We start from the raw sequence: 21,451 nt of genomic DNA, 5'->3' as shown, positions 1-21,451 counted from the left end.
GACACATATCTTCGTTTATCTTAACCAAATAACGGTGTTTCATACTTTAATACATCAAATTACAATTAATCTGATACTAGATAATTACTGACTGACTTAATATTTCCATTCTTTTTATACACTCTTGGTACCCGATGATTTAGAAGACAAGTTACTTCATAATTGATTGTATTCATGTGTGTAGCCACGTCCTCAGCCGTAACAGCTCCGTCTTTATTTTCTCCTATTAACGTCACTTTTGTACCAACAGGATAATGCTTTGAAAGCTTGATCATACACTGATCCATACAAACTCTACCAACGATTTCTGCCTTTTCACCTTCTACTAGTACAGAAAAGCCTTGCATATCTCTTAGCCATCCATCTGCATAACCAACTGGTAATGTAGCAATCCACTCTGAGTCAGAAGTAAAATACGTTGCTCCATAACTTACACCACTATTCGATGGTAACTGTTTAATATGTGAGATTTTCGTATAAAGCGATAGTGCGGGCTTTAATGTAAATGGCAGCAATGGCTTTATCTCTAAAGATGGAGTTAAACCATACATAATAATTCCAACTCGAACTGTGTTAAATAGGTTAGTTTCTAATGCAGCCGCTGCGCTGTTCGCACAATGAATTAACTCAGGCGAAAATCCACTGCTCTTAACCCATTCGATACATTCATAAAATGTCTTTAATTGCTGATTAAAATAGGATTTATTTAACTCATCGGCAGTAGCAAAATGCGTAAACAATCCTTCTAATTTAATCGATGGATTATCTCGTAAGATTGATGCTGCTCGTTCCCACTCCGATTTTGTCTTTAAGCCTAACCTACCCATCCCGGTATCAAATTTAATATGAATCATTGTACCATCAGTATTTTTTAAATTTTGAGAAATACCTTCTAACCAATCAACATTATATGCCGTTAAAGTTAATTTATGCTCAATTGCGACGTTTATATCCTCTGGTCTAGTTGCACCTAAAACTAAAATTGGTGCTTCTATTCCTGCATTACGCAGAAATATCCCTTCATCAATAAAAGCGACTAATAATCTTGTTGCTCCAGACTTTAATGCTTGTTTAGCTACTTCAACATAACCGTGTCCATATGCATTCGCCTTTAAAGCTACATAAATTTCTTGATGATTTGGGTAAAGCGATACAATATTTTTGATGTTTTCTTCAATTGCATCTAAATCCACTTCTACCCAAGTGTCGCGATAAAATGGTGTTTCTGTCATGATTTACACTTCCTTATCGATTTACCCATTACTCTTTTTATATGTGTTAAATTATTTGCTTATTTTACTATAAATGTCAACCAATATACTACTCATTCATAGTTTATTTGAAATTTAAAAAGGCGTGATAAAGCATCATCACGCCCTTTTAAGTTTGGAAAAAATATTATTTTGTGCCTGTATCTCCGACTGATTGAGCAACTTGAATTAATTCGCTTTGAGTTAAGTTTTTAGAAACAATCGTAAAGTCTGTTCCGCCATATGACCATGTGATCATCTTATCTGATAGTGCCCCTACGGTTTTTCCTAAATCAACTGGTTCACCAGTGATTTCCATTGTTGTACCAGACTCTGTAATCTTCGCTTTTTGCTCAATTAAAGTAAACGATTTTTTATCACCTTTATATGAAAGGATAACTTGAACACCAGTATTAGTATTTACTTCTTGTTGGTCATCAAGCACTACACCATTCATCAAATAATTCGGGTAAAGTGTAACTAATAAATTAGGATCATTTTCTGGATTAGTTGATGTAGGTACACTTAAACGAGCGCTTGTCATATTTTTCTTCACATCAAATGCGTCGCTATCAAACTTAGCATTGTATTCTACTTTATCAAATTTAACGTCCAACACTACATTTTTATCTGTATCTAATAATTTTACCGATTCAGGTGTTAAACCTTTTTTATTAAATGTAATTTCTTGTGTTGGGAGCAATTGTCTATTTGTATAATTTGTTTTCGTTTCAAAAACATAGCCTTCTTTAGTTGTTTTAAATGTTGCATTTTTATCCTGTACTAGGTCATTAACCAATGATTCCGGTAAGTATGGCTGACTGCTGTTTGATGGCCAATCACTTTGGAAGCGATAGCTTTTATTTAATGCTGGTGTTAAAACGAATACACCTTCTTTGTTTCTTAAAATAATTTGATTTTGATCACTCTTAGCATTTTTTAATTGTACACGATAGTAAGAAGGCTTTTTGTGCCAAATGACAACTTCATACTTTTGTGGATCGTTGCCATTATTAATTGTCAATGTTGCATCCGCCTTATAACCATTCATTTTTTCAATCTGATTGCTAAGAGAACCTACTACATCATCTTTCGATTTCGTTCCACATGCAGCTAATGATAGTACTAACATGACAGTCAAAAGCATCGCTACAAGCTTTTTCTTCATTTCCCCAGCTCCTTTGTTCCTCTATTGTAAAAAAAGAGAATCTCATGCAAAGGCAATTGAATAAATGTGCGCGAGTAGCTTAGAAGTTTAATCTTGATTTATTCATGCACGTTGCAACCTTGCTTCTCATATCCTCATAAAACTATATGAGGTCAAGCTTTAAAATATGCAGACTAGCATGACAAGCTAAATTAAAATATTTTTAAAGAAAACGAGCCAAATAGCGAAAAAAGTGCTGTAGTTATTGGGATTTTTCTTCTTCGGTGCATAAAAAGAACAGTCACTCCATAGAAGAGTGACTGCTTGAAAACTGATTAGATTTGCTGTAAAACCACTTGAGCAGCAGCATAATGTTCAGTATGCGTAATCGATAAAAACGGTATAAATGGTAAATCAACAGTTAATACAGGCTTACCTTTCTCATCGTTTAAAATTTCAATATCTTGAAACCCTAGCTCTTTTCCAATGCCAGTTCCAAATGCTTTTGAGCAAGCCTCTTTTGCTGCGAATCTGCCTGACAAAAATTCTAATTTTCTACGCTCTGATAAGTTTTCGTATATTCCATATTCTGCTTCAGTCAGAATCCTTTTAGAAAAACGTGGCTGCGAAATAATAATTTCTTTCATTCTTTCGATTTCTACTAAATCCAACCCAATACCTACAATCATATTTCCCCTACTTTCTAAGTACTACGGTTTAAAATAAAAGCTTGCACCATTAATAACCTCAACTGAAGGATGTTCTTTCATATCATCCATTAATTGAAAGAGTGCATTATCTTTTTGTTTTGCTTCAATCATACAATCAATTTGATCAACTGAGCCATATATTTCATTTAAAAACGTAATAAACAGATTTGCATCTACAAAATCGGCATGAGCGCGGATATCTCTCTCATCTCTAGGGCTTGATATATGCATTTTCATTGGTAAACTGGAATCTCTCCACGTATTAACAGCATTACCCCAATTTTTTACCCAGTCTTCATTTTCATGATTGACTAAGTGATGATGATAGTCAAACACAAGGGGCACACCTAATTTTTCACAAGCGTATAACGTTTCTTCAAATGTAAAAGTAGTATCATCATTCTCAAACATTAACATTTTCTGAATGGACGCTGGAACTAAGCTGAAGTTTTCGATTAGTTGTTCGAGTGATTTTTCTTTATCTTCATATCCTCCACCAATATGTAATACACATCTTTGTTCAGGGTTAATTCTCATCCCTTTTAATAACTGATAGTGCATTTTCAAGGTTTTAAGAGATGTTTTTAATATGTCTTCATCTGTAGAGTTTAAAATAACAAAATGATCTGGATGAAAATCAATTCTCATCTCATTAGCAATCGCAAATTTACCTAACTCAAGCAAACCTTCCTTTAATGGCTTTATGTAATTCCAATCCGCTACTTCTTCATGATTCGCTAAAGGAATCAATTTACTACTCAGGCGAAAGAATGATATATCATGCCCCTTATTATGCTTTAGCAATCTTAAGCAGTTGTTAATATTTGTATTAGCAATTTGTTCTAACTTACGAATAGCTGCTTCTTTATCCTTTTGCTTTAAAAACTGTGTAACCGTCATAGTTTTTGAAGGTGAAGCATTTTGTAAGTTCATACTCATTGCAACATACCCAAGTCTTACAAGCATTTTCATTCCAACTCTCATATGTTTTTTAATTAGTGTATGGAATCTGTCCAAATTCACACATACAGAAGAGAATAAAATTACAAACAAAAAGGTACATGGATTTTACCATGTACCTTAACTAATTACTTATTTACTGCTGTCTTGTGGTTTACGTTGTCCACCACGGTTGTTATCACGAGGACCTTCGCTACGTTTGTTACGGAAACTTCCGCCACGGTTATCTCGGTCTCCACGACGTCCATCTCCACGACGATTATCGCTACGACGTCCATCTCCACCGCCACGTCTATTTTCTCCACGACGGTATCCGCCGCCACCGTTTCCGCCGTTTCCACCGCGTCCGCCACGGTCACGTTTGACCATTGGTGGCTCATCAGTTAAACGAATTGGTGTTTCATTTGGCTCTTTTGTTAACATTTTTAAAGCTGCAGCTACAACACTTACAGAATCATGCTCTTCAAGTAATTCTTCTGCAATACGTTTGTAGAACGCTAAATTATCACTTTCCATAGTCGAAGTTAATTTCTCTGCAATGATACGTTGTTGGCTTTCAATTGCTTCGTCTAATGTAGGTGCAGTCATACGTTCCATACGACGCTTAGTTGTACGTTCGATATTTTTTAATTGATTAAACTCACGAGGAGTAATAAATAACATCGCTATACCTGATTTTCCAGCACGACCAGTACGTCCAATTCGGTGAACATAGCTCTCAGGATCTTGTGGAATATCAAAGTTGTATACATGTGTAACGCCAGAAATATCTAATCCACGAGCCGCTACATCAGTTGCAACTAAAACATCAATTGAACCAGATTTAAATTTACGAAGTACTTGCTCACGTTTTGCTTGTGATAAATCACCATGAATACCTTCTGCAGCATAACCACGTAAGTTTAATGCTTCTGATAATTCATCAACACGACGTTTTGTACGACCAAAAATAATTGCTAATTCTGGTGTTTGAATATCTAATAAACGTGTAAGAACGTCAAATTTTTTCTTTTCTTGAACTTCAATAAAATGTTGTTCAATGTTAGGCATTGTAACTTCTTTTGCTTTTACTTTTACAATTTGTGGATTCGTCATGAAAGTTTCTGCAATGCGACGAATTGGATCTGGCATTGTAGCAGAGAAAAGAAGTGTTTGTTTGTTTTCTGGAACTTCTTTTAAGATCGCTTCAATATCTTCAATGAATCCCATGTTTAACATTTCATCCGCTTCATCTAAAACAACTGTATTTACATTGTTTAGGCGAATTGTACGACGGTTAATATGGTCTTGAATACGACCAGGAGTTCCTACAATAATATGTGGGAATTTTTTTAATGAACGCATTTGACGATTAATATCTTGTCCACCGTAAATCGGAAGGATTTTAACACCTTTATTCATACCGATTTTGTGTAATTCTTCGCCAACTTGAATAGCTAGCTCTCGCGTAGGAGCGATAACAAGTCCTTGGACATTGCTACTATCTACATCAATTTTTTCTAGTAATGGAATACCGAAAGCGGCTGTTTTACCAGTACCAGTTTGCGCTTGACCAATTACATCATGGCCTTGTTTTGCTAATGGAATAGTCTGCGCTTGAATTGGTGTAGCTTCCTCGAAGCCTAATTTTTCAATCGCAAACAGGATTTTACTACTTAATCCTAATTCTTGAAATGTTGTCAATTTGGTTAATCTCCTTTGTATCTCAATTGATCTATAAAAATTTAAAATATTATATGTTTCGTGACTGTTCATATGGAAGGTTCGTTTTTAGTGGAAAACAATAGTCCGAAGTATCATGAAAAGGAAACAATATCTACCCATTATACGGACAATCCATCCAAAAAGCAAATGAAGTTATATTCTAACAATTTGACCTTCGAAACTTCTTCTTTACCCCCAAAAACGTTAAATCCTCACTAAAACCCATGGTTTTCAGCCTTTTTACTTGCTATATTACGAATAGTTTTCATATGTTAAATTATGCAAATAAAGATTTCATTTAGAAATTGGACATGGTTAAGCGTATAGGAAAAGACTTTAAAGAATTAACTTCTGTACTTCCTAGCTCATACTTCCATTCATAATATTACTCCTGCAGTAACACATTTACAACTTCCTCTAACTTCATACCTCTAGAAGCTTTTACTAACACTAGGTCATTTGGTTGGACTTGTTGTTTTAAGTCTTCAATTAATTCGTTTTTGTCATCAAAACTTTTTACTTTCGAAGAATCCATTTGTTCGAATGCTGAAGTTGCTGCAAACTTACTTAATGGTCCAAAAGTGTATAAAAAGTCAAAATGAAGATTTACAACTTCTTCACCAATTTCTTCATGGAAGGCAATTTCTTGATCACCTAGTTCCAACATGTCGCCAAATACTACAAACTTACGGTTAAATCCTTTTAATTCTGATGCAAATAAAAGAGCAGCTTTCATTGATGTAACACTAGCATTATAAGCATCATTAATAACTGTTAGCCCATTTTCACTTTTTAAAAGCTCCATACGCATTTTTGTCATTTCTAAATTCTGCATACCAGCGTTAATTTCATTCCAAGTTAATGAAAGTTTTCTAGCAACTGCAATGGCTGCCAATGTATTACTAATATTATGTTTGCCTAGTACAGCCAATTTGAAACGAACTTCTTGAGCTTTATTTATTTCGAATTCACTTCCAGCTTCGTTCATTTCAATAAACGTTGGATATACATCATTACTTTCACTAAAACCGAATGTTTCAATTGTATAGATTGAACTTTTGTCTTTTGTACCTTCGATTAATAACGGTTCATCACCATTAATTACAAGTAATCCACTTTTTGATAATCCACTAGCGATTTCAAGCTTCGCCTTTGCAATACCAGCTCTTGAGCCTAGCTCTTGCATATGAGACTCACCGATATTTGTAATAATTGCCGCATCTGGCTCAGCTAAATTAGATAAAAACTCAATTTCACCAAAATTACTCATACCCATTTCCAACACAGCAACTTCTGTATCCTCAGCCATCGCTAATACAGTTAACGGAAGTCCAATATGATTATTAAAGTTTCCTTGTGTTTTATGTACTTTGTATTTTGCTGAAAGAATGCTTGTTAAAATATCTTTTGTGGAAGTCTTCCCATTACTACCAGTAATTCCCACTACTTTACCATTCCACTCTTTTAAATAAGATTTAGCAAGTTTTTGTAGGGCTTCTAATGTGTCATCGACTAAAATAACAGAAGCGTTTGACGGTACATCAGAAAATGTTCTTGAGCAAAGTACTGCGCTAGCACCATTTTCAATCGCTTGAGGTAAAAATTGATGCGCATCGAATTTTTCACCAATAATTGGGATGAATAATTTTCCAGTTAAATCTACACGTGAATCTGTAGAAACTCCATCAATCGTTAAATCTTCTCCTTTTAATTCACTTCCAGGAATCATATTAACGATTTGAGATAAAGTACGTACGATTGACATTGTCACCGACTCCTCTTCTATATAGCATCCATATGAAAACAGTCTGAAAATCAGATTTTTAGACTACCAACAAACTGAAACACTATTCAACCATGAATAGTGTTTTCAATTGTTAAATATTATATTTAATTTGTTGTTTTTGCTCGTAACGTTCGATTGCTAGGTCAATTAATTTTTCAATTAATTTTGGGTAAGTTACACCTGTAGCCTGCCATAATTGCGGGTACATACTAAATGGTGTAAAACCAGGCATTGTATTAACTTCATTCATTAATACGCCACCATCTTCTGTTACAAAGAAATCAGCACGAGTTAAACCAGAACCATCAATTGCTTTGAATGCAACTTCTGCAAAATGTTTAATTTTTTCATATGTCTCAGTCTCAACTGGAGCTGGAATAATTAGACCCGTATCACTACTCTCATACTTTGCAGCGTAGTCATAAAACTCTACCGACGGTTTGATTTCACCGACAACTGAACATTCAACTTGATCATTACCTAATACGGCAATTTCAATTTCACGCCCAACAATGTTTTCTTCAATAATTATTTTACGGTCAAACTGGAATGCTTCTTCAAATGAAGCGATTAATGCTTCACGGTTCTTAGCTTTTGTAATACCAACACTAGAACCTAAGTTAGCTGGTTTAACAAATACAGGATAACCTAATTCTTTCTCTACTTCTTCGTAGCAAGTTTCTGCATTTGCTTTCCACTCTGTTTTTAAGAAATGAACATATTTAGCTTGAGGAATTCCAGCTTGAGCAAATAAGTTTTTCATTATTACTTTGTCCATACCAGCCGCTGAAGCTAATACACCGTTACCAACGTAAGGAATATTTAATAGTTCAAGTAATCCTTGAACTGTTCCATCTTCACCATTTGGTCCATGTAATAATGGGAAAATAACGTCAACTGGTCCAGTTGAATCTTGATTTGAAGCTGCAGGAATAATTGATGAAGTTAACGCGACAGGAGCGATTTCACTTACTTGTTGATCTTCATTTGAGAATTTTAGAGCTGCAACGCTTTCTACTTTCCCTTCAATTTGTTTACCTTGTAACCATTCACCTTGTTCTGTTATATAAATTGGATACACATCAAATTTTGTGTGATCTAAAGCAGAAATAACGGCAAAAGCTGTTTGTAATGATACTTTGTGTTCAGCAGATTTACCGCCATATAATAATCCTAACTTAATCTTCATGATGTTCCCCCTACTATTTTTTGCTCTCCCTATTGTACCACTTTATACAAAAGTGTATAAGCTTTTATGGGTAGAAACCTATTTTTCTTTACAACATATGCAACGATAGTCTTTTTGTGATTTTTTAACACTAAAAAAGTATAGCGTATTGCGCTATACCAGTGGCAAAATCTAAAAACCTTAACTAGAGACGATTCGAAGTCACTTGTATTTCGAAACATATAACACTTTATTGAGCTATGCCTTGTTGATTATCTCTTATTGCTACCTTTTCATCTAGTGAACGATACATTACTCCCGAAATTACTACTCCTGTTCCAAGAATGATAAAAAGCCAAATCCCTAACTTTAAATCAAACAAATAGCCTCCTAATAAAGGTCCAAGAAACCCACCAATCGTATATTTCATACTACCAACAGCCATATAAGTTGCCCTTAATTCTTCAGGTGCTATATTCGCCACAAATGTCATTTGAACTGGCGACATGACCATTTCTCCAAACGTGTAGTAAATGAAGATTATTGCCAATAGAAATAGAATCATCAATTTTCCTAATCCAACGAAAAGAAATAATGGCGGTGCAAAACCAATCGATAAAATACCTAATCCAAATAAGATAGTACCATAGAACATCGTTTTTCCAATTGAACGATTCGATAAATAACTTGAAATAGGAAATTGAAAAAGGACTACTAGCAATCCATTAAGTGACATTAAAAAAGGAAAAGGATTCCATTCACCGAAATGAGGCTTAAAGCTTTGTTTAAAATAAAGTGGTAGCATTCCTTCAATTTGCGAAAATCCCATTGATATTATGACACCTGTTGCTACATAAAAAAGCAATAATTTATCAGAACTAATAATGTTCAGAACCTTTTTAAACGGAATTGTTGTTTTGTCTTGATTTTCTTTAACACTCTTCTTTTCTGCAGGGAGTGTCTCTTTTAATAGAATTAATTGAGCAATACTATACAGTCCTAAAGCTGTTGCCGCAATAAAAAATAAACTATCTTTTGAAAAATATACAACTGAACTTCCTAATAATGGACCTATGACAGTACCTACATTACTCCCAACTCTTAATAGTCCATAGGCTTCAGTTCTTTTTTCTGGTTCAGTTACATCGGCTACCATTGCAGAAGCTGCCGGACTAAAAAAAGAGTTACTAATACCTAGTAAAATTGATAAAATTAAAAATGACGTATAGCTTTCTACTAAAGCAAACGAAACTAAAATGAGAGATGTTCCAAACGTTGAAAAGACCATCATCCGTTTCCGGCCATATAAATCTGCCAGCCTACCTCCAGCCATCGAACCGAATAAAGAAGCTATAGGTGAAATCGACATGATAAATCCTACCTTTAGCATTGAATCGACTTTACCTTCTAAATAAAGTGCAAAAAATGGCATAAGCATCATCATCGCACTACTCGTAATCGTTTCTCCAATAACTCGAATCCATACATTACGATCCATACCTTTTAACTTTTTAAAAAATGTCATCCTTTTAAAAACACCTCCTAGTGCATCGAAACTACAATATTTAAACATATAGGATGAATGTTAAATTATGTTAAGTTTCTTCATAGATCGATTAGCCAAACTCAAAACAAAAGGGTGCTCAAAATGACTCTTGTCATTGAACACCCACTCTTTTTTATTATCCTAAGCTTGTTCTTTTGAAGAAATTGAGAACATCAATCCCAAAAAAGTACCTAATAAAAATAAGGTTGAACAAGATCCCATCAATACTATGCTCACTGTTAGGCTCACGCCTGTATGTAAGAAACCGCTTCCAGTGAAATATAATAAAAATAGAATAAGACCTATAAAAAAGGCAATACCAGAATATTGAGTATATGTTTCAACGATTTCATGATCAGTTTGCTTCATTATGATTGACCTCCTGTTTCTACTTTTTTGCGAATTGCAATACCTAATTTGTGACAACTTTGTGACACTTTTATATTAACACATTTATTTCGCAATTGTAAATATTTTCAGAAAACTTTTTAGGTAATATTTGAGACGAGATTAAGAAAGTAATAATTAGGTTATAAATTAAGCTTCACATTTTTAATAAAGAAAAAACCAAGATGATTTACATCCCGGTTCATAGCTCATTTCTTATTGTTTTATTTCAGAAAGATACTCTTGTAATTACCAAAACCTTCTTCGTCCATTTTTTCATATGGAACAAATCTTAATGCAGCTGAGTTTATGCAGTAACGAAGTCCCTCAGGTCCAGGTCCATCATCGAAAACATGACCTAAATGTGAATCAGATTCAGCACTTCTTACTTCAATACGCATCATTCCATGGCTGTAGTCCTTCTTCTCTTCAACTTCACCTTTTAATATAGGTCTTGTAAAACTTGGCCATCCACAACCAGAATCAAATTTGTCTAAAGAACTAAACAAAGGAATTCCAGATACGATATCAACATAGATCCCCTTCTCTTTATGATTCCAGAACTCGTTTCTAAACGGAGGTTCAGTTGCATCTTCTTGTGTAACAGCATACTGAATTGGTGTGAGCTTTTGCTTTAACTCTTCTTGACCAGTTTTCCATTGCTCCTTTAAAAACTTTTGGCGGCCAGACCCTTTAAAGTATAGTTGGTAACGAATCGGATGCTTCTTATAATAATGCTGATGGTATTCTTCTGCTTCATAAAATGGTTTTGCAGGTAATATTTCTGTCACAATTGAATTTTTGAAAACACCGCTTTTTTCAAGTTTTTCTTTTGAAGCAATCGCTTGTTCTTTTTGAGTTTCATTATGATAAAAGATTGCCGTTTTATATGAACTACCTCGATCACCGAATTGCCCACCTACATCAGTCGGATCAATTTGTTGCCAAAATAAGTCTAATAGTTTTTCATACGGATATACATCAGGATCAAATGTAATTTGAACTGCTTCGTAATGACCTGTTAAATGAGTGCATACTTCTTCATATGTTGGATTTTCTTTTTCCCCACCTGTATATCCTGATACAACCTTTATAATTCCGTCCTGTTGGTCAAACGGTTTAACCATACACCAAAAACATCCACCAGCAAATGTAGCCAATTCTGTCCCCATACCTTAACTCCTCCTAATAATTGTCATTAATTAGTATTTACCATATATATAAGTCGATATAAATATTTTTGCTTAAAAAGGCTAATTCCTAACTTGAAAGAATCAATAATTGTATGTAAACTTATACGATAATTACACAGGAGGAAAGTAATATGTTTGAAGAATTTAAGAAGTTTGCTCTAAAAGGGAATGTACTTGATTTAGCGGTTGGGGTAATTATTGGTGGAGCTTTTGGTAAAATTGTGTCATCTTTGGTTGGAGATATTATGATGCCAATAATTGGATTAGCCTCAGGTGGAATTGATTTTTCAACACTTATGTATACGTATGGTAAAACTCAAATTAAATACGGTTCCTTTATCCAAACTGTCGTTGATTTCCTAATCATTTCGATTTCGGTATTTTTCTTCGTTCGATTAATTAATAGACTATCATTTAGAAAGAAAGAAATAGAGGAAGCTAAACCTGTCGTTCCTACTAAAGAAGAAGCCTTACTTATTGAAATACGTGATTTATTAAAAGTACAAGTTAAAAACCAAAAAGATATAAGCTAAAGCTTATATCTTTTTTATATTTTAAGAGAAAATAAAAAACCTCGTACCATACTAAATATAATACGAGGTTAATAAACTATTAGAATTTTCCGTAGCCTAAGAAGTGAGAGCGAACCCAGCTATTACTTAAGCTGATAATGCTGATTCCGCTGCTTCCAGCATGAACCATTTTATTTCCACCAATGTAAATACCCATATGTGAAGGACCATTAATATAAGTATTTTGTAAGAATACTAGGTCACCAGGTTGTGGAGAGCTTACTTTTGTCGCTCTACTCCAATATGTTTTTACATTACCACGAGAGATGCCATATCCATTATGTGAATATACGTACCAGATGAATCCACTGCAATCGAATCCACTTGGAGAAGTTCCACCAAATACATAAGGAACACCTTGATATTGAAGAGCAAAATCTACAATTCCATTGCCTGTTGCAACTGATCCACCATCATCTGATGGTCCAGCATTTGATCCAGAATTAGAATCAGATTTTGAATGTGAGCTTGAGTCTGATTTTGAGTCTGAGCTAGAAGAGTTTGAACTAGTGTTAGTCGCTTGACTATTGTCACTATCATCCTCATCATCACTTGATAATGCCGCTAGTTCTAGAGATTGTTGCTCAAGACGTTGAACTCTTTCATCTTCTTTTGCATTTTCTAGTTCTTTAACAGCCAACTTCAAGTTAGCTTCTGCAGTATCTAATGATTTTTGTTTTTCAGCTTGCGCTTTAGAAAGATCGCTTTGTTGTGCAACTAAATCTTCTTTTGCTGCTACAAGCGTTGCTTTTTTCTCATCAACAAGTTGTTTTTCTTTTTTAACTTCGTCTTGTTCTGATTGTTGTTCTTTAATGATGTTTTCGTCAGCATTAAACAATGTTGAAATTGAATTTACTCTGTTAAAGAAATCTACAATTCCATCAGAGTTAAATAAGACGTCGGTCACAAGATTTACTTTTGGTTGCTTTTGCATAGCAACTAAACGTTGTTCTAATACCTCATTACGTTTTTCAATTCGATCTTGCAAATATGTAATTCTAGCTTTTTTATCATTGATAAGTTTCTCTGTCTCAGTGATTTCTGCTTTTTTTGCATCTATATTATTCTTAGTTGTTTTAATTTGAGCATCTATCTTCTTTACTTCGCTGCTTAATTTTTTAAATTGTGATTGGAACTTATCTACTTCAGCTTGCTTTGTTTCTACTTTGCTATCAGCTAACACTGAAGCATTTGGCGCTAATGATAATACTATTGTACTTGCAATTGCTAGCACTGCCAGTTTTTTTCTTAACATTACAGCGTCTCTCCTCTCGCTAATCTACCTAAGTATTTATACCATAGATTCACGAAGAGAGTCGCAATTGTTACAATATTGTAATATAAATGATAAATATGTCTTTATATGTCGATAAATTATCACAATTTATTGAGGAAAACGAAATAAAACACTTCCATTTATAATGAAAGTGTTTTATCAATCTGTTATTTATCTAATAGAAGAGTTTTCAACATAAACTCTGTCATTTCTCACTAAATCTTCATATGTTTCACGGCGTACTACTTCTCTTGACATACCATCTTTTACGAAAACTACTGCTGGGCGACGGATACGGTTGTAGTTATTAGCCATAGAGTAACCATAAGCACCAGTACATGACATAGCTAATAGATCATTGTTTTCTACAACTGGTAATTTGCAATCCCAAATAAGCATGTCGCCACTTTCGCAACATTTGCCTGCAATAGAGACAACTTCTTTATTTTCATCATTTGCTCGATTTGCAAGCATTGCTTCGTATTTTGATCCGTAAAGAGCTGGACGGATATTATCAGTCATCCCTCCGTCAACAGATACATATTTACGAATTGAAGGTAATGTTTTTGTTGAGCCAATCGTATAAAGCGTTGTTCCTGCTTCACCAACTATACTACGTCCTGGCTCTAACCATAGCTCTGGTAGTTTATAATCTAGCTCTTCACATTGTTGTTTAATAATCGTGGTAATTGTGTCAATATGTTTTGCAACAGCTAAAGGCTCATCTTCGGAAGTATAACGAATTCCAAAGCCCCCACCTACATTTAATATTTCAGCTGTAAAGCCTAAATCATTTTTAAGGCCATTTAAAAAGCTCATTAATACATTGATTGCATGAACAAATCCATCTGGCTCAAAAATTTGTGATCCTATATGTGAATGTATTCCTAATAATTTAAGATTACTTGAATTTAATGAAACTTCAACTGCTTCGTTAGCTTGCCCAGACATGATGTCGAATCCAAATTTAGAATCCTCTTGTCCTGTCATAACATATTCATGTGTGTGTGCTTCTACACCTGGGGTAACACGTAATAAAATTGAAACCTCTTCACCACGTTGCTCAGCTAACGCTTGTAGTACTTCTAATTCAAAGAAGTTATCAACAACGAAACAACCGATTTTTGCATTTAATGCTTCTTCGATTTCTTCAATTGTCTTGTTGTTTCCATGAAAATGAATTTTCTCCGCTGGATAGCCTGCTTGCAACGCTGTATAAAGTTCTCCACCAGATACAACGTCTAAACATAATCCTTCTCTTTCAATTAAACGGGCTTGTTCAACACATAGAAATGCTTTACTCGCGTATGCAACTTGATATTTCATTCCTGTATCTTTTAGAGCTTCAAGGAATTCCCTACATTTTGATTCAATTAATGCTTCATCATAAATATATAGAGGTGTACCGTAATTTTTAGCTAATTCTACAGTATCACAACCTCCAATTTCTAGATGTCCTCCATTATTAATTCGACTATTACCATGTAAATACATTCATATTCTCCCTTCAAATCCAAATGTAAGATTATTCTAAGAAGCTTCCTTCAATGTATTAGTGTATTAAAAAAGACACATGAAGGATATGTTCATGTGCCTATCGCTTTAAAAAAAGGACTTAGCCAATCACATCTCTTCAATAGCTCTTCACAAACACATGTGACAGTACCACATTTATTCAATGTAGTCCCAGAAATAAAATGTGTGGCAATTTATTTCTTCGGCATTGGATCCTTTCTCATTTTGTCATCGAACCCACAGTTCTCTAAAATGATACTTATACACAATGCAACCTCTACGAATAGACTGTTATTTTTTATATTAGTCTATGTATAACACAGTCTAAAAATAGATGTCAAACCATTTTTTGAAAAATCTTGTCGATTTATATTTCAATTGCACACGCAGCTTTTTCTTTTCAAAATAGTATCTGTATTATAGAATATGTTTTATGCGAGTGAAAAGGTGAATTAAAATGAAAAATCATTTCAATAAAAACAAATTAAATATAAAAAAAACAAACCACTAACAAATTGTTAGTGGTTTTTCTTTTTTGTTGCCTTATTACAAAACTCTTAACTTAAGTAGAAAAAATTGGACAGGGGTGAATAGATTGCGTTCAAGCAAAATAGCAGCACTTTCAATATGCAGTAACACAATCATCGTTTTATTAAAATTAATAGTAGGAATTTTTACTGGTTCCGTAGCAATCATCTCGGAAGCAATCCACTCATTATTGGATTTAGTTGCTTCAGTAATTGCATTTTTCTCTGTAAAAATTTCAAACAGGCCTCCTGATGAGGATCATCCTTATGGGCATGGTAAATTTGAAAATATTTCGGGTACGGTTGAAACAATCTTAATATTTGTAGCAGGTATTTGGATTATCATTGAATCTGTCGAAAAACTTCTACATCCTTCTCCTATTAAGTTACCTATGATCGGTGTAGTCGTCATGTTAATTGGAGCATTAATCAATTGGAGAGTCGGAAAAATTGTTCAAAAAGTAGGAAATGAAACTCATTCTGTAGCTATGCAATCTAACGCTTTGCATTTATTAACAGATGTCTATTCATCTCTAGGGGTTGCAGTAAGTTTAATATTGGTTAGTCTTACTGGATGGGAATTTCTTGATGCATTAATTGGTATTGGAATAGCCATTTATATAATGAAGGAATCGATTGAACTTGGACGTAAATCGTTTACTCCATTGCTTGATACTGGCCTTTCTTCTGATGAATTAGATCAAATCGTAAAAGTATTAAATACATTTAAATCACAGTTTATTGAGTACCATGACTTACGCACGAGACGCTCTGGTGCCGAGGAACATATTGACTTCCACCTAGTATTACCATCAGACATGAGCATTGAAGAAGCACATATATTATGTGACAAAATTGAAGATGAAATAAAAAATGTGCTAGTCGATCCAAAAATATTAATTCACGTTGAGCCTGAAAATGAAAGAATACAAAAACTTGATATCTTAAATGCAGGAGAAATGCAGAAATTGTAATGAATTCGAAATTAATTGAAGGGCAAGGATAAAACGAATAAAACCACAAGGAAAATTCCTTGTGGTTTTTCTTCATATCATTAAATAATAATTTCATCAGAAGTTTGCTCAGGGTCATCCCCTTTTAGTTTTTGAGCTCTCATTGTTACAATTGCATAACCAATTGCCATAATGATGCCAAAAACATATCCTCCAACTGTAAAGATAATCGTGCGTGAGTAATATGCTTTTAATCCGTACGTATCGACCATCCACCATTGTCCAAAAGCAAAGGCTATATCTTTAATAATCCATGCTATAAACAAATATTGAAACACCTTAAATAGTGATGGATTTTTAAACAATTCCTTACTTTCTTCACGATCTTGTCCCTGAATTGCTGCAATATCAATCATAAAGTAATATGGTAATGGCTTTTTCAAAGCCAATAAAACCAAAAATACTCCAACAAGTGCAAAGTGATAATACACATTATACAGAATTAAGTTTTTGGCAGAACCTAAAGCCATTAAATCAACAGCAGTGCTAGCAGTTAAAGTTGAAATAATAAAAATACCAGTTACATTAAACTGTTTTGTATACCAAAAACGAAATAATGTATATAAAATCCCTGGAACTGTCGGTAAAAGCATTGCCCAATAATCGCTAAAATAATGTTGTAAAACCTTATATAAAACAAGTGGAAATACTAAATACAAAATTAGATCATAAATAATTAAATTACTTTCTTTTTTCATTTAAATAACCTCGTTTTAAAATGACTTAATTTTCAGACCACCATTTTTATAATAGTTACACATGATTATAACAAAAAAATCTAAGAGCACAACCTCTTAGATTTTTATAGAAACAAAATTAACGAATTTACTTACTGTCCAAGTGTTCTCTTTAAACCATTTACTAAGCCCGCATGTAAACCTTCATGAAAGATATTAAAGCTTAGCATATCTCGAATAGTTTTAATTTCAAAATTACCAAGTTTTATCTCTTTTTCAATCACTTCATCTAAACGGCCTTCGTATGTAGAAATCAATTGCTCAGTTTGCTCTTCTAACAATCGAATAATTTCCTCATATGATGGAGGGGTCTCCTGCCAGTCACTTGGTTTAGTTCCACCCTTAAAAGAATCGATGAATTCTCTTGATAATTTGCCGGTATCACCAGTATTTGCATAAAGTAATTGCTCATATGCCCCTAATATATGACCAGCATTCCAATGAATATTATTATTAAATCCAGTTGGCACTACACCAACAACATCATTTGAAACTGATTTAAGAATTTTTAAAGTATAAAATCTTGTAAACTTAAGCTGTTCAAAAATAGAATCTGCCATCTTAATCCCTCCGTATGGTTATCATTATTAAACTTATCGTATCACGAATGAGGGAATTTAAAAATTGTTAGTCACATATTTGGTCTGGTCATTTCACGATTAAAACTTGTTTTGGCGATAATAAGACGCATTCTAACAATATTTAAGCCGTGTTCACAAAGTGTTCGTCCATTTCGATAATTTTTTCTACTCACACAAGTCCTCTTATATTGATCAATCCTCTTTATGAACAAAGGACTCCTGTTTATGCACAAAAGTTAGCACTTTATGAACGAAAATCACTTGTTTATGCACAAACTTAACAGCTTTATAAACAAAGCACATAATTTGTTCGTATATACAAACAAAAAAAGGAGCCTCAATAAATGAGACATCCCATAAGTTTCCGAATCTAAAATAATACTAGTGACCCTGGACCTGTCAGTAGTAACCCAACAGCTGCTGCTATAATTAGCAGATTAAATTCAAAACCGTTCGAACTATTCCAAAATCCATTCTTTAAATGTACTTTCAATACTGCTACTGCCATAACTACAATAATTAACCATGCTCCAACTTCTGTATATACACCAGCCGCTACAAAGAATCCTCCTACGATTTCTGCAACTCCAGTAATAAAAGCAAAGAATGCTCCAGGTTTAATTCCAATTGACTCTAGCCACTGTCCAGTACCTTTTATACCGTAACCGCCAAACCAGCCAAATACTTTCTGAACGCCATGACCTAGTAAAATAATTCCTAAAACAAGTCGAATAATTAATAGACCATCATCAAGCATATCTCTACCTCATTTCTCTTTAAATTGAGATATTTATTGCTTATTAAATTTTTATTCAATTTTTGACACTTTTATGCCCTTTATTATTAATTTTTAAAAATGAATCAGTTTTCTAGTAATTGGCGAATAGAATAATATAACTGAAGATTTTCTACTATAAAGGAGAGCATAAATCATGAAAAAAGTCGTTCCACTCATCGTTATCGGCTTTTGGATTTTAATGCTACTACTTGCCATTCGATATCATTTATTTCATCTCTCATTGGACGATATAAAACATTTTATTACGAATTCCTCCATCAATCCGATGCTATTATTTGTTGCTATTTTCTGCGCCAGAATTTTCCTATTTATTCCTAGCTCAGTATTAATAGTAGTAGGCAGTTTATTTTTTCATCCGTATGAGACCATACTCTTATCATTAGTTGGTATGGCGATTACTGAATCTATTATTTACTTATTAAGTAGAACTATTTTAAGTGACACGATTCAGCAGTTCATGGAGAATAAATATCCTTCTCTATTTAAAGAAATTATTTCTAATCGAAAGAAATACTTATTTTTAACAGTTGCAACTCCTCTAGCTCCAACAGACGGTGCATGCTTTATTGCAGCTTCTACTAATATGAAATATTTGTCTTATATCGCAATTGTGTTTGCCGGTAATATTCCAATCGCAGTTCTTTATACTTTATATGGGAACTTCTTGTTAGGCTCGCCATGGACTACAATCTGTATTACTGCTACAATCCTATTGTTGTTTTACATTTATATTTCCTTTAAAAAGAGACAGAAAAAGGATACTCATTTTTCTGCCTAATCAATTAAAGCAAATTTATATATAAAAATTGTTAATAAATTAATCGATTTTTATATATAAATTAAACTATACTAAGATTAATTAAAATTTTTTAAGAAATTGAGGTAAATAAATGGAAACAAATAAGATTTTGTCCTCATTATGTTATTTTAGTATTTTTTTCGCGCCTTTTTTATTGCCAATCATCGTTTATTTTGTAGCCAAAGATCAACAAATAAAGTCCCATTCTAAACGAGCACTTTTTTCACATATACTCCCCTTTCTAACAATTATCATTTTAGGGGCGATCTCCATTTTTACGTTTAATACAATGGGCGATGGAGTAAGCTATACTATTATTGGCGGATTTATATTAGTATGCATTGTTAATTTAGTCGTATTTATATGGAATATTGTTCAAGGTATTAAAGTTTTAATTGGATGATTAAAATGTAATTCGTCATATTTTCTACATTATTTCTCAGGAAATTTTCAATTTCGACAATAGTTATAAAAAAAGGCAATGTATCGTTTACCGTTACATTGCCTTTTTATTATTCACCTTGCGAAGCAACATAAGCTTCTTTTGAATTTGCTCGCTTAATTAATCTCTTAATAATGAATGATAAAGATAAGATACAAGCTAATAAAATGGAGCCCATTAAAGCTATTTGCGAAGTTGTTAGCGAGAAAACTTTCGCTAAATAAACTGAGTAGGATAATAGTGAAGACGTAATTAATTTTGAAATCGCAGCAATTACAATGAACTTTTTCAAGGATACTTTGCTAATGCCGGCCCCTACGCAAATAATTTCATCTGGCAAAATCGGAACGATAAACATTAGCGTTAAAATAATTGTTTCATTTTTTAATACATATTCTTGATATTTTTTTAGGTGTTTTTCTTTTACCAATTTTGAGACTAGTTTATATCCACCTATTCTTGCTAAAAAGTACATAATGACAATACCTAAAGTTGAACCTAAGAACCCAATAGCCGCTCCAGAAAAAGCACCTATTACAGCACTACCTGCCGGAATCGTAATCGCTTCTGGTAATGGCAAAATGATTGGTTGAAATAAACAAATTAAGAAAAATAATAATTTTGCAGTTGTAATATGATCGGTTAATATTCGCTCAATCCCATATGAATTTACGATTACTAAAAATTTGCTGATATAGAATATGATTCCTACAGCGGATATACCTAAAAGTAAGCAAATCAGTACGATTTTCGTGAATTTTAAAGGGTTTTTATGATTCGATACAACAAGATAAAAATCCAATAATAAAGTTCCCATTATTGCAAAAACAAATGATACTTTATAGACCATGACAACAGTAGGTAAACAGATAATCAATATTAAGATTGATATTGTAGCAATCACTATGTGTAATGAAAGTTCCTTCATAGTGTTGAACTTTTTTGCTTCTTTCCTCACCGTAATCAACTCCTCTACTGCTCGACCGTTTTCCAGTAATTTTTATTAACTATCTTAATAGTAATTAATTGGTTTACAGTTTAAAACGCACTTTAGCATTAGTCTATATCAGTCTTAAGTCTTACAACATGAGGCTGTTTCTATTTATTAAATATTGTTATTATCGAATATTCGACCTTTCATCTAAAATGTCCTTTAAGGTCTGGCGTTAGGTAAATAATTGTTTATTTCTTTATTCTTCTGCGAGCTAATTACGAAAAAATGGTACAGAAAAAGACTGTAAAAATGATATTATCCCTTTATAGTAGACACGGGAAAAAGCCTATCCCTTATAATGGATAGGTAATCTACTATAGGGGGATTTATTATGCCTTTAAAAGG

At 33.4% G+C, this 21,451-nt stretch carries 21 protein-coding genes and 1 riboswitch; of the genes, 4 read left to right on the top strand and 17 right to left on the bottom strand.

Going from position 1 to position 21,451, the window contains the following annotated elements:
* Positions 1 to 65 precede the first annotated feature (65 nt).
* From alr to msrA, 10 genes are all read right to left on the bottom strand, one after another.
* On the bottom strand, positions 66 to 1,232 hold the full coding sequence (gene alr, locus ACFCYN_RS20790) for an alanine racemase (protein WP_375951489.1): 1,167 nt from the start codon (positions 1,230 to 1,232) through the stop codon (positions 66 to 68).
* 166 nt (positions 1,233 to 1,398) lie between these two features.
* Complete coding sequence (locus ACFCYN_RS20785; protein ID WP_172446684.1) at positions 1,399 to 2,418, bottom strand: LolA family protein; 1,020 nt, start codon at positions 2,416 to 2,418, stop codon at positions 1,399 to 1,401.
* Between the two features lie 314 nt (positions 2,419 to 2,732).
* Positions 2,733 to 3,086, bottom strand: a complete 354-nt coding sequence (gene acpS, locus ACFCYN_RS20780; RefSeq protein ID WP_172446683.1) for a holo-ACP synthase — start codon at positions 3,084 to 3,086, stop codon at positions 2,733 to 2,735.
* 21 nt (positions 3,087 to 3,107) lie between these two features.
* A complete protein-coding gene (uvsE, locus tag ACFCYN_RS20775) occupies positions 3,108 to 4,073 on the bottom strand; it encodes a UV DNA damage repair endonuclease UvsE (RefSeq protein ID WP_375951500.1) in 966 nt (321 codons plus the stop codon).
* A gap of 126 nt (positions 4,074 to 4,199) precedes the next feature.
* Positions 4,200 to 5,750, bottom strand: a complete 1,551-nt coding sequence (gene cshA / locus ACFCYN_RS20770; protein WP_172446682.1) for a degradosome RNA helicase CshA — start codon at positions 5,748 to 5,750, stop codon at positions 4,200 to 4,202.
* Between the two features lie 406 nt (positions 5,751 to 6,156).
* On the bottom strand, positions 6,157 to 7,536 hold the full coding sequence (locus tag ACFCYN_RS20765; protein WP_375951487.1) for a UDP-N-acetylmuramoyl-tripeptide--D-alanyl-D-alanine ligase: 1,380 nt from the start codon (positions 7,534 to 7,536) through the stop codon (positions 6,157 to 6,159).
* A gap of 112 nt (positions 7,537 to 7,648) precedes the next feature.
* Entirely contained in the window at positions 7,649 to 8,749 is a 1,101-nt protein-coding gene (locus ACFCYN_RS20760) for a D-alanine--D-alanine ligase (protein WP_172447759.1), read from the bottom strand.
* 226 nt (positions 8,750 to 8,975) lie between these two features.
* Positions 8,976 to 10,250 (bottom strand): MDR family MFS transporter, encoded by a 1,275-nt coding sequence (locus ACFCYN_RS20755; RefSeq protein ID WP_375951485.1) that lies wholly within the window; start codon positions 10,248 to 10,250, stop codon positions 8,976 to 8,978.
* Between the two features lie 162 nt (positions 10,251 to 10,412).
* Positions 10,413 to 10,640 (bottom strand): hypothetical protein, encoded by a 228-nt coding sequence (locus ACFCYN_RS20750; protein WP_098120397.1) that lies wholly within the window; start codon positions 10,638 to 10,640, stop codon positions 10,413 to 10,415.
* Positions 10,641 to 10,882: 242 nt separating this feature from the next.
* On the bottom strand, positions 10,883 to 11,830 hold the full coding sequence (gene msrA, locus ACFCYN_RS20745) for a peptide-methionine (S)-S-oxide reductase MsrA (protein ID WP_172446679.1): 948 nt from the start codon (positions 11,828 to 11,830) through the stop codon (positions 10,883 to 10,885).
* A gap of 152 nt (positions 11,831 to 11,982) precedes the next feature.
* Between msrA and mscL the strand changes: the two genes are divergently transcribed.
* Positions 11,983 to 12,384: a large conductance mechanosensitive channel protein MscL gene (gene mscL, locus ACFCYN_RS20740; RefSeq protein WP_172446678.1), complete on the top strand. Its 402-nt coding sequence runs from the start codon at positions 11,983 to 11,985 to the stop codon at positions 12,382 to 12,384.
* 79 nt (positions 12,385 to 12,463) lie between these two features.
* Here the strand turns inward: mscL and ACFCYN_RS20735 are convergent, their stop codons facing one another.
* Together ACFCYN_RS20735 and lysA are read right to left on the bottom strand one after the other, a co-directional pair.
* The gene (locus ACFCYN_RS20735) at positions 12,464 to 13,678 is read right to left on the bottom strand and encodes a coiled-coil domain-containing protein (RefSeq protein ID WP_375951482.1); all 1,215 of its coding nucleotides are present in this window, start codon (positions 13,676 to 13,678) and stop codon (positions 12,464 to 12,466) included.
* Positions 13,679 to 13,870: 192 nt separating this feature from the next.
* Complete coding sequence (gene lysA, locus ACFCYN_RS20730; protein ID WP_375951481.1) at positions 13,871 to 15,193, bottom strand: diaminopimelate decarboxylase; 1,323 nt, start codon at positions 15,191 to 15,193, stop codon at positions 13,871 to 13,873.
* A 135-nt stretch (positions 15,194 to 15,328) separates the two neighbouring features.
* A riboswitch (Lysine riboswitch) is annotated at positions 15,329 to 15,502 on the bottom strand.
* Between the two features lie 307 nt (positions 15,503 to 15,809).
* On the opposite strand from lysA, the gene ACFCYN_RS20725 reads away from it, so the two are divergent.
* The gene (locus tag ACFCYN_RS20725) at positions 15,810 to 16,715 is read left to right on the top strand and encodes a cation diffusion facilitator family transporter (RefSeq protein ID WP_375951479.1); all 906 of its coding nucleotides are present in this window, start codon (positions 15,810 to 15,812) and stop codon (positions 16,713 to 16,715) included.
* A gap of 80 nt (positions 16,716 to 16,795) precedes the next feature.
* On the opposite strand, the gene ACFCYN_RS20720 is transcribed toward ACFCYN_RS20725, so the two are convergent.
* From ACFCYN_RS20720 to ACFCYN_RS20705, 4 genes are all read right to left on the bottom strand, one after another.
* On the bottom strand, positions 16,796 to 17,452 hold the full coding sequence (locus tag ACFCYN_RS20720) for a VC0807 family protein (protein ID WP_375951477.1): 657 nt from the start codon (positions 17,450 to 17,452) through the stop codon (positions 16,796 to 16,798).
* Positions 17,453 to 17,583: 131 nt separating this feature from the next.
* Complete coding sequence (locus ACFCYN_RS20715) at positions 17,584 to 18,051, bottom strand: DinB family protein (RefSeq protein ID WP_375951476.1); 468 nt, start codon at positions 18,049 to 18,051, stop codon at positions 17,584 to 17,586.
* A 71-nt stretch (positions 18,052 to 18,122) separates the two neighbouring features.
* Positions 18,123 to 18,245, bottom strand: coding sequence for a hypothetical protein (locus ACFCYN_RS20710; RefSeq protein ID WP_375951474.1), 123 nt, complete (start codon positions 18,243 to 18,245; stop codon positions 18,123 to 18,125).
* Between the two features lie 197 nt (positions 18,246 to 18,442).
* Positions 18,443 to 18,829 carry a DoxX family protein gene (locus ACFCYN_RS20705; protein WP_172446672.1) on the bottom strand — a complete coding sequence of 129 codons (387 nt, stop codon included), beginning with the start codon at positions 18,827 to 18,829 and terminating at the stop codon, positions 18,443 to 18,445.
* A 175-nt stretch (positions 18,830 to 19,004) separates the two neighbouring features.
* Here ACFCYN_RS20705 and ACFCYN_RS20700 point away from each other — a divergent pair, with 175 nt between their 5' ends.
* Together ACFCYN_RS20700 and ACFCYN_RS20695 are read left to right on the top strand one after the other, a co-directional pair.
* Positions 19,005 to 19,649 (top strand): TVP38/TMEM64 family protein, encoded by a 645-nt coding sequence (locus ACFCYN_RS20700; protein ID WP_375951472.1) that lies wholly within the window; start codon positions 19,005 to 19,007, stop codon positions 19,647 to 19,649.
* 112 nt (positions 19,650 to 19,761) lie between these two features.
* The gene (locus tag ACFCYN_RS20695; protein ID WP_172446670.1) at positions 19,762 to 20,073 is read left to right on the top strand and encodes a magnetosome magnetite crystal formation protein family; all 312 of its coding nucleotides are present in this window, start codon (positions 19,762 to 19,764) and stop codon (positions 20,071 to 20,073) included.
* Positions 20,074 to 20,182: 109 nt separating this feature from the next.
* Here the strand turns inward: ACFCYN_RS20695 and ACFCYN_RS20690 are convergent, their stop codons facing one another.
* The gene (locus tag ACFCYN_RS20690) at positions 20,183 to 21,070 is read right to left on the bottom strand and encodes a TVP38/TMEM64 family protein (protein WP_172446669.1); all 888 of its coding nucleotides are present in this window, start codon (positions 21,068 to 21,070) and stop codon (positions 20,183 to 20,185) included.
* Between the last annotated feature and the right edge of the window lie 381 nt (positions 21,071 to 21,451).

The sequence above is a fragment of the Gottfriedia sp. NPDC056225 genome (assembly GCF_042267765.1).
GTDB lineage: Bacteria > Bacillota > Bacilli > Bacillales > Bacillaceae_G > Gottfriedia.
This window is presented reverse-complemented; position numbering and strand designations above follow the sequence as displayed.

Bases quoted from the DNA above. Each gene is read 5' to 3' on its own strand.
- ACFCYN_RS20750 (WP_098120397.1), bottom strand. From the start codon at position 10,640: ATGAAGCAAACTGATCATGAAATCGTTGAAACATATACTCAATATTCT.
- lysA (WP_375951481.1), bottom strand. From the start codon at position 15,193: ATGTATTTACATGGTAATAGTCGAATTAATAATGGAGGACATCTAGAA.
- ACFCYN_RS20755 (WP_375951485.1), bottom strand. From the start codon at position 10,250: ATGACATTTTTTAAAAAGTTAAAAGGTATGGATCGTAATGTATGGATT.
- ACFCYN_RS20735 (WP_375951482.1), bottom strand. From the start codon at position 13,678: ATGTTAAGAAAAAAACTGGCAGTGCTAGCAATTGCAAGTACAATAGTA.
- mscL (WP_172446678.1), top strand. From the start codon at position 11,983: ATGTTTGAAGAATTTAAGAAGTTTGCTCTAAAAGGGAATGTACTTGAT.
- ACFCYN_RS20765 (WP_375951487.1), bottom strand. From the start codon at position 7,536: ATGTCAATCGTACGTACTTTATCTCAAATCGTTAATATGATTCCTGGA.
- ACFCYN_RS20720 (WP_375951477.1), bottom strand. From the start codon at position 17,452: ATGAAAAAAGAAAGTAATTTAATTATTTATGATCTAATTTTGTATTTA.
- msrA (WP_172446679.1), bottom strand. From the start codon at position 11,830: ATGGGGACAGAATTGGCTACATTTGCTGGTGGATGTTTTTGGTGTATG.
- ACFCYN_RS20785 (WP_172446684.1), bottom strand. From the start codon at position 2,418: ATGAAGAAAAAGCTTGTAGCGATGCTTTTGACTGTCATGTTAGTACTA.
- ACFCYN_RS20715 (WP_375951476.1), bottom strand. From the start codon at position 18,051: ATGGCAGATTCTATTTTTGAACAGCTTAAGTTTACAAGATTTTATACT.
- acpS (WP_172446683.1), bottom strand. From the start codon at position 3,086: ATGATTGTAGGTATTGGGTTGGATTTAGTAGAAATCGAAAGAATGAAA.
- ACFCYN_RS20695 (WP_172446670.1), top strand. From the start codon at position 19,762: ATGGAAACAAATAAGATTTTGTCCTCATTATGTTATTTTAGTATTTTT.
- ACFCYN_RS20700 (WP_375951472.1), top strand. From the start codon at position 19,005: ATGAAAAAAGTCGTTCCACTCATCGTTATCGGCTTTTGGATTTTAATG.
- alr (WP_375951489.1), bottom strand. From the start codon at position 1,232: ATGACAGAAACACCATTTTATCGCGACACTTGGGTAGAAGTGGATTTA.
- uvsE (WP_375951500.1), bottom strand. From the start codon at position 4,073: ATGCTTGTAAGACTTGGGTATGTTGCAATGAGTATGAACTTACAAAAT.
- ACFCYN_RS20705 (WP_172446672.1), bottom strand. From the start codon at position 18,829: ATGCTTGATGATGGTCTATTAATTATTCGACTTGTTTTAGGAATTATT.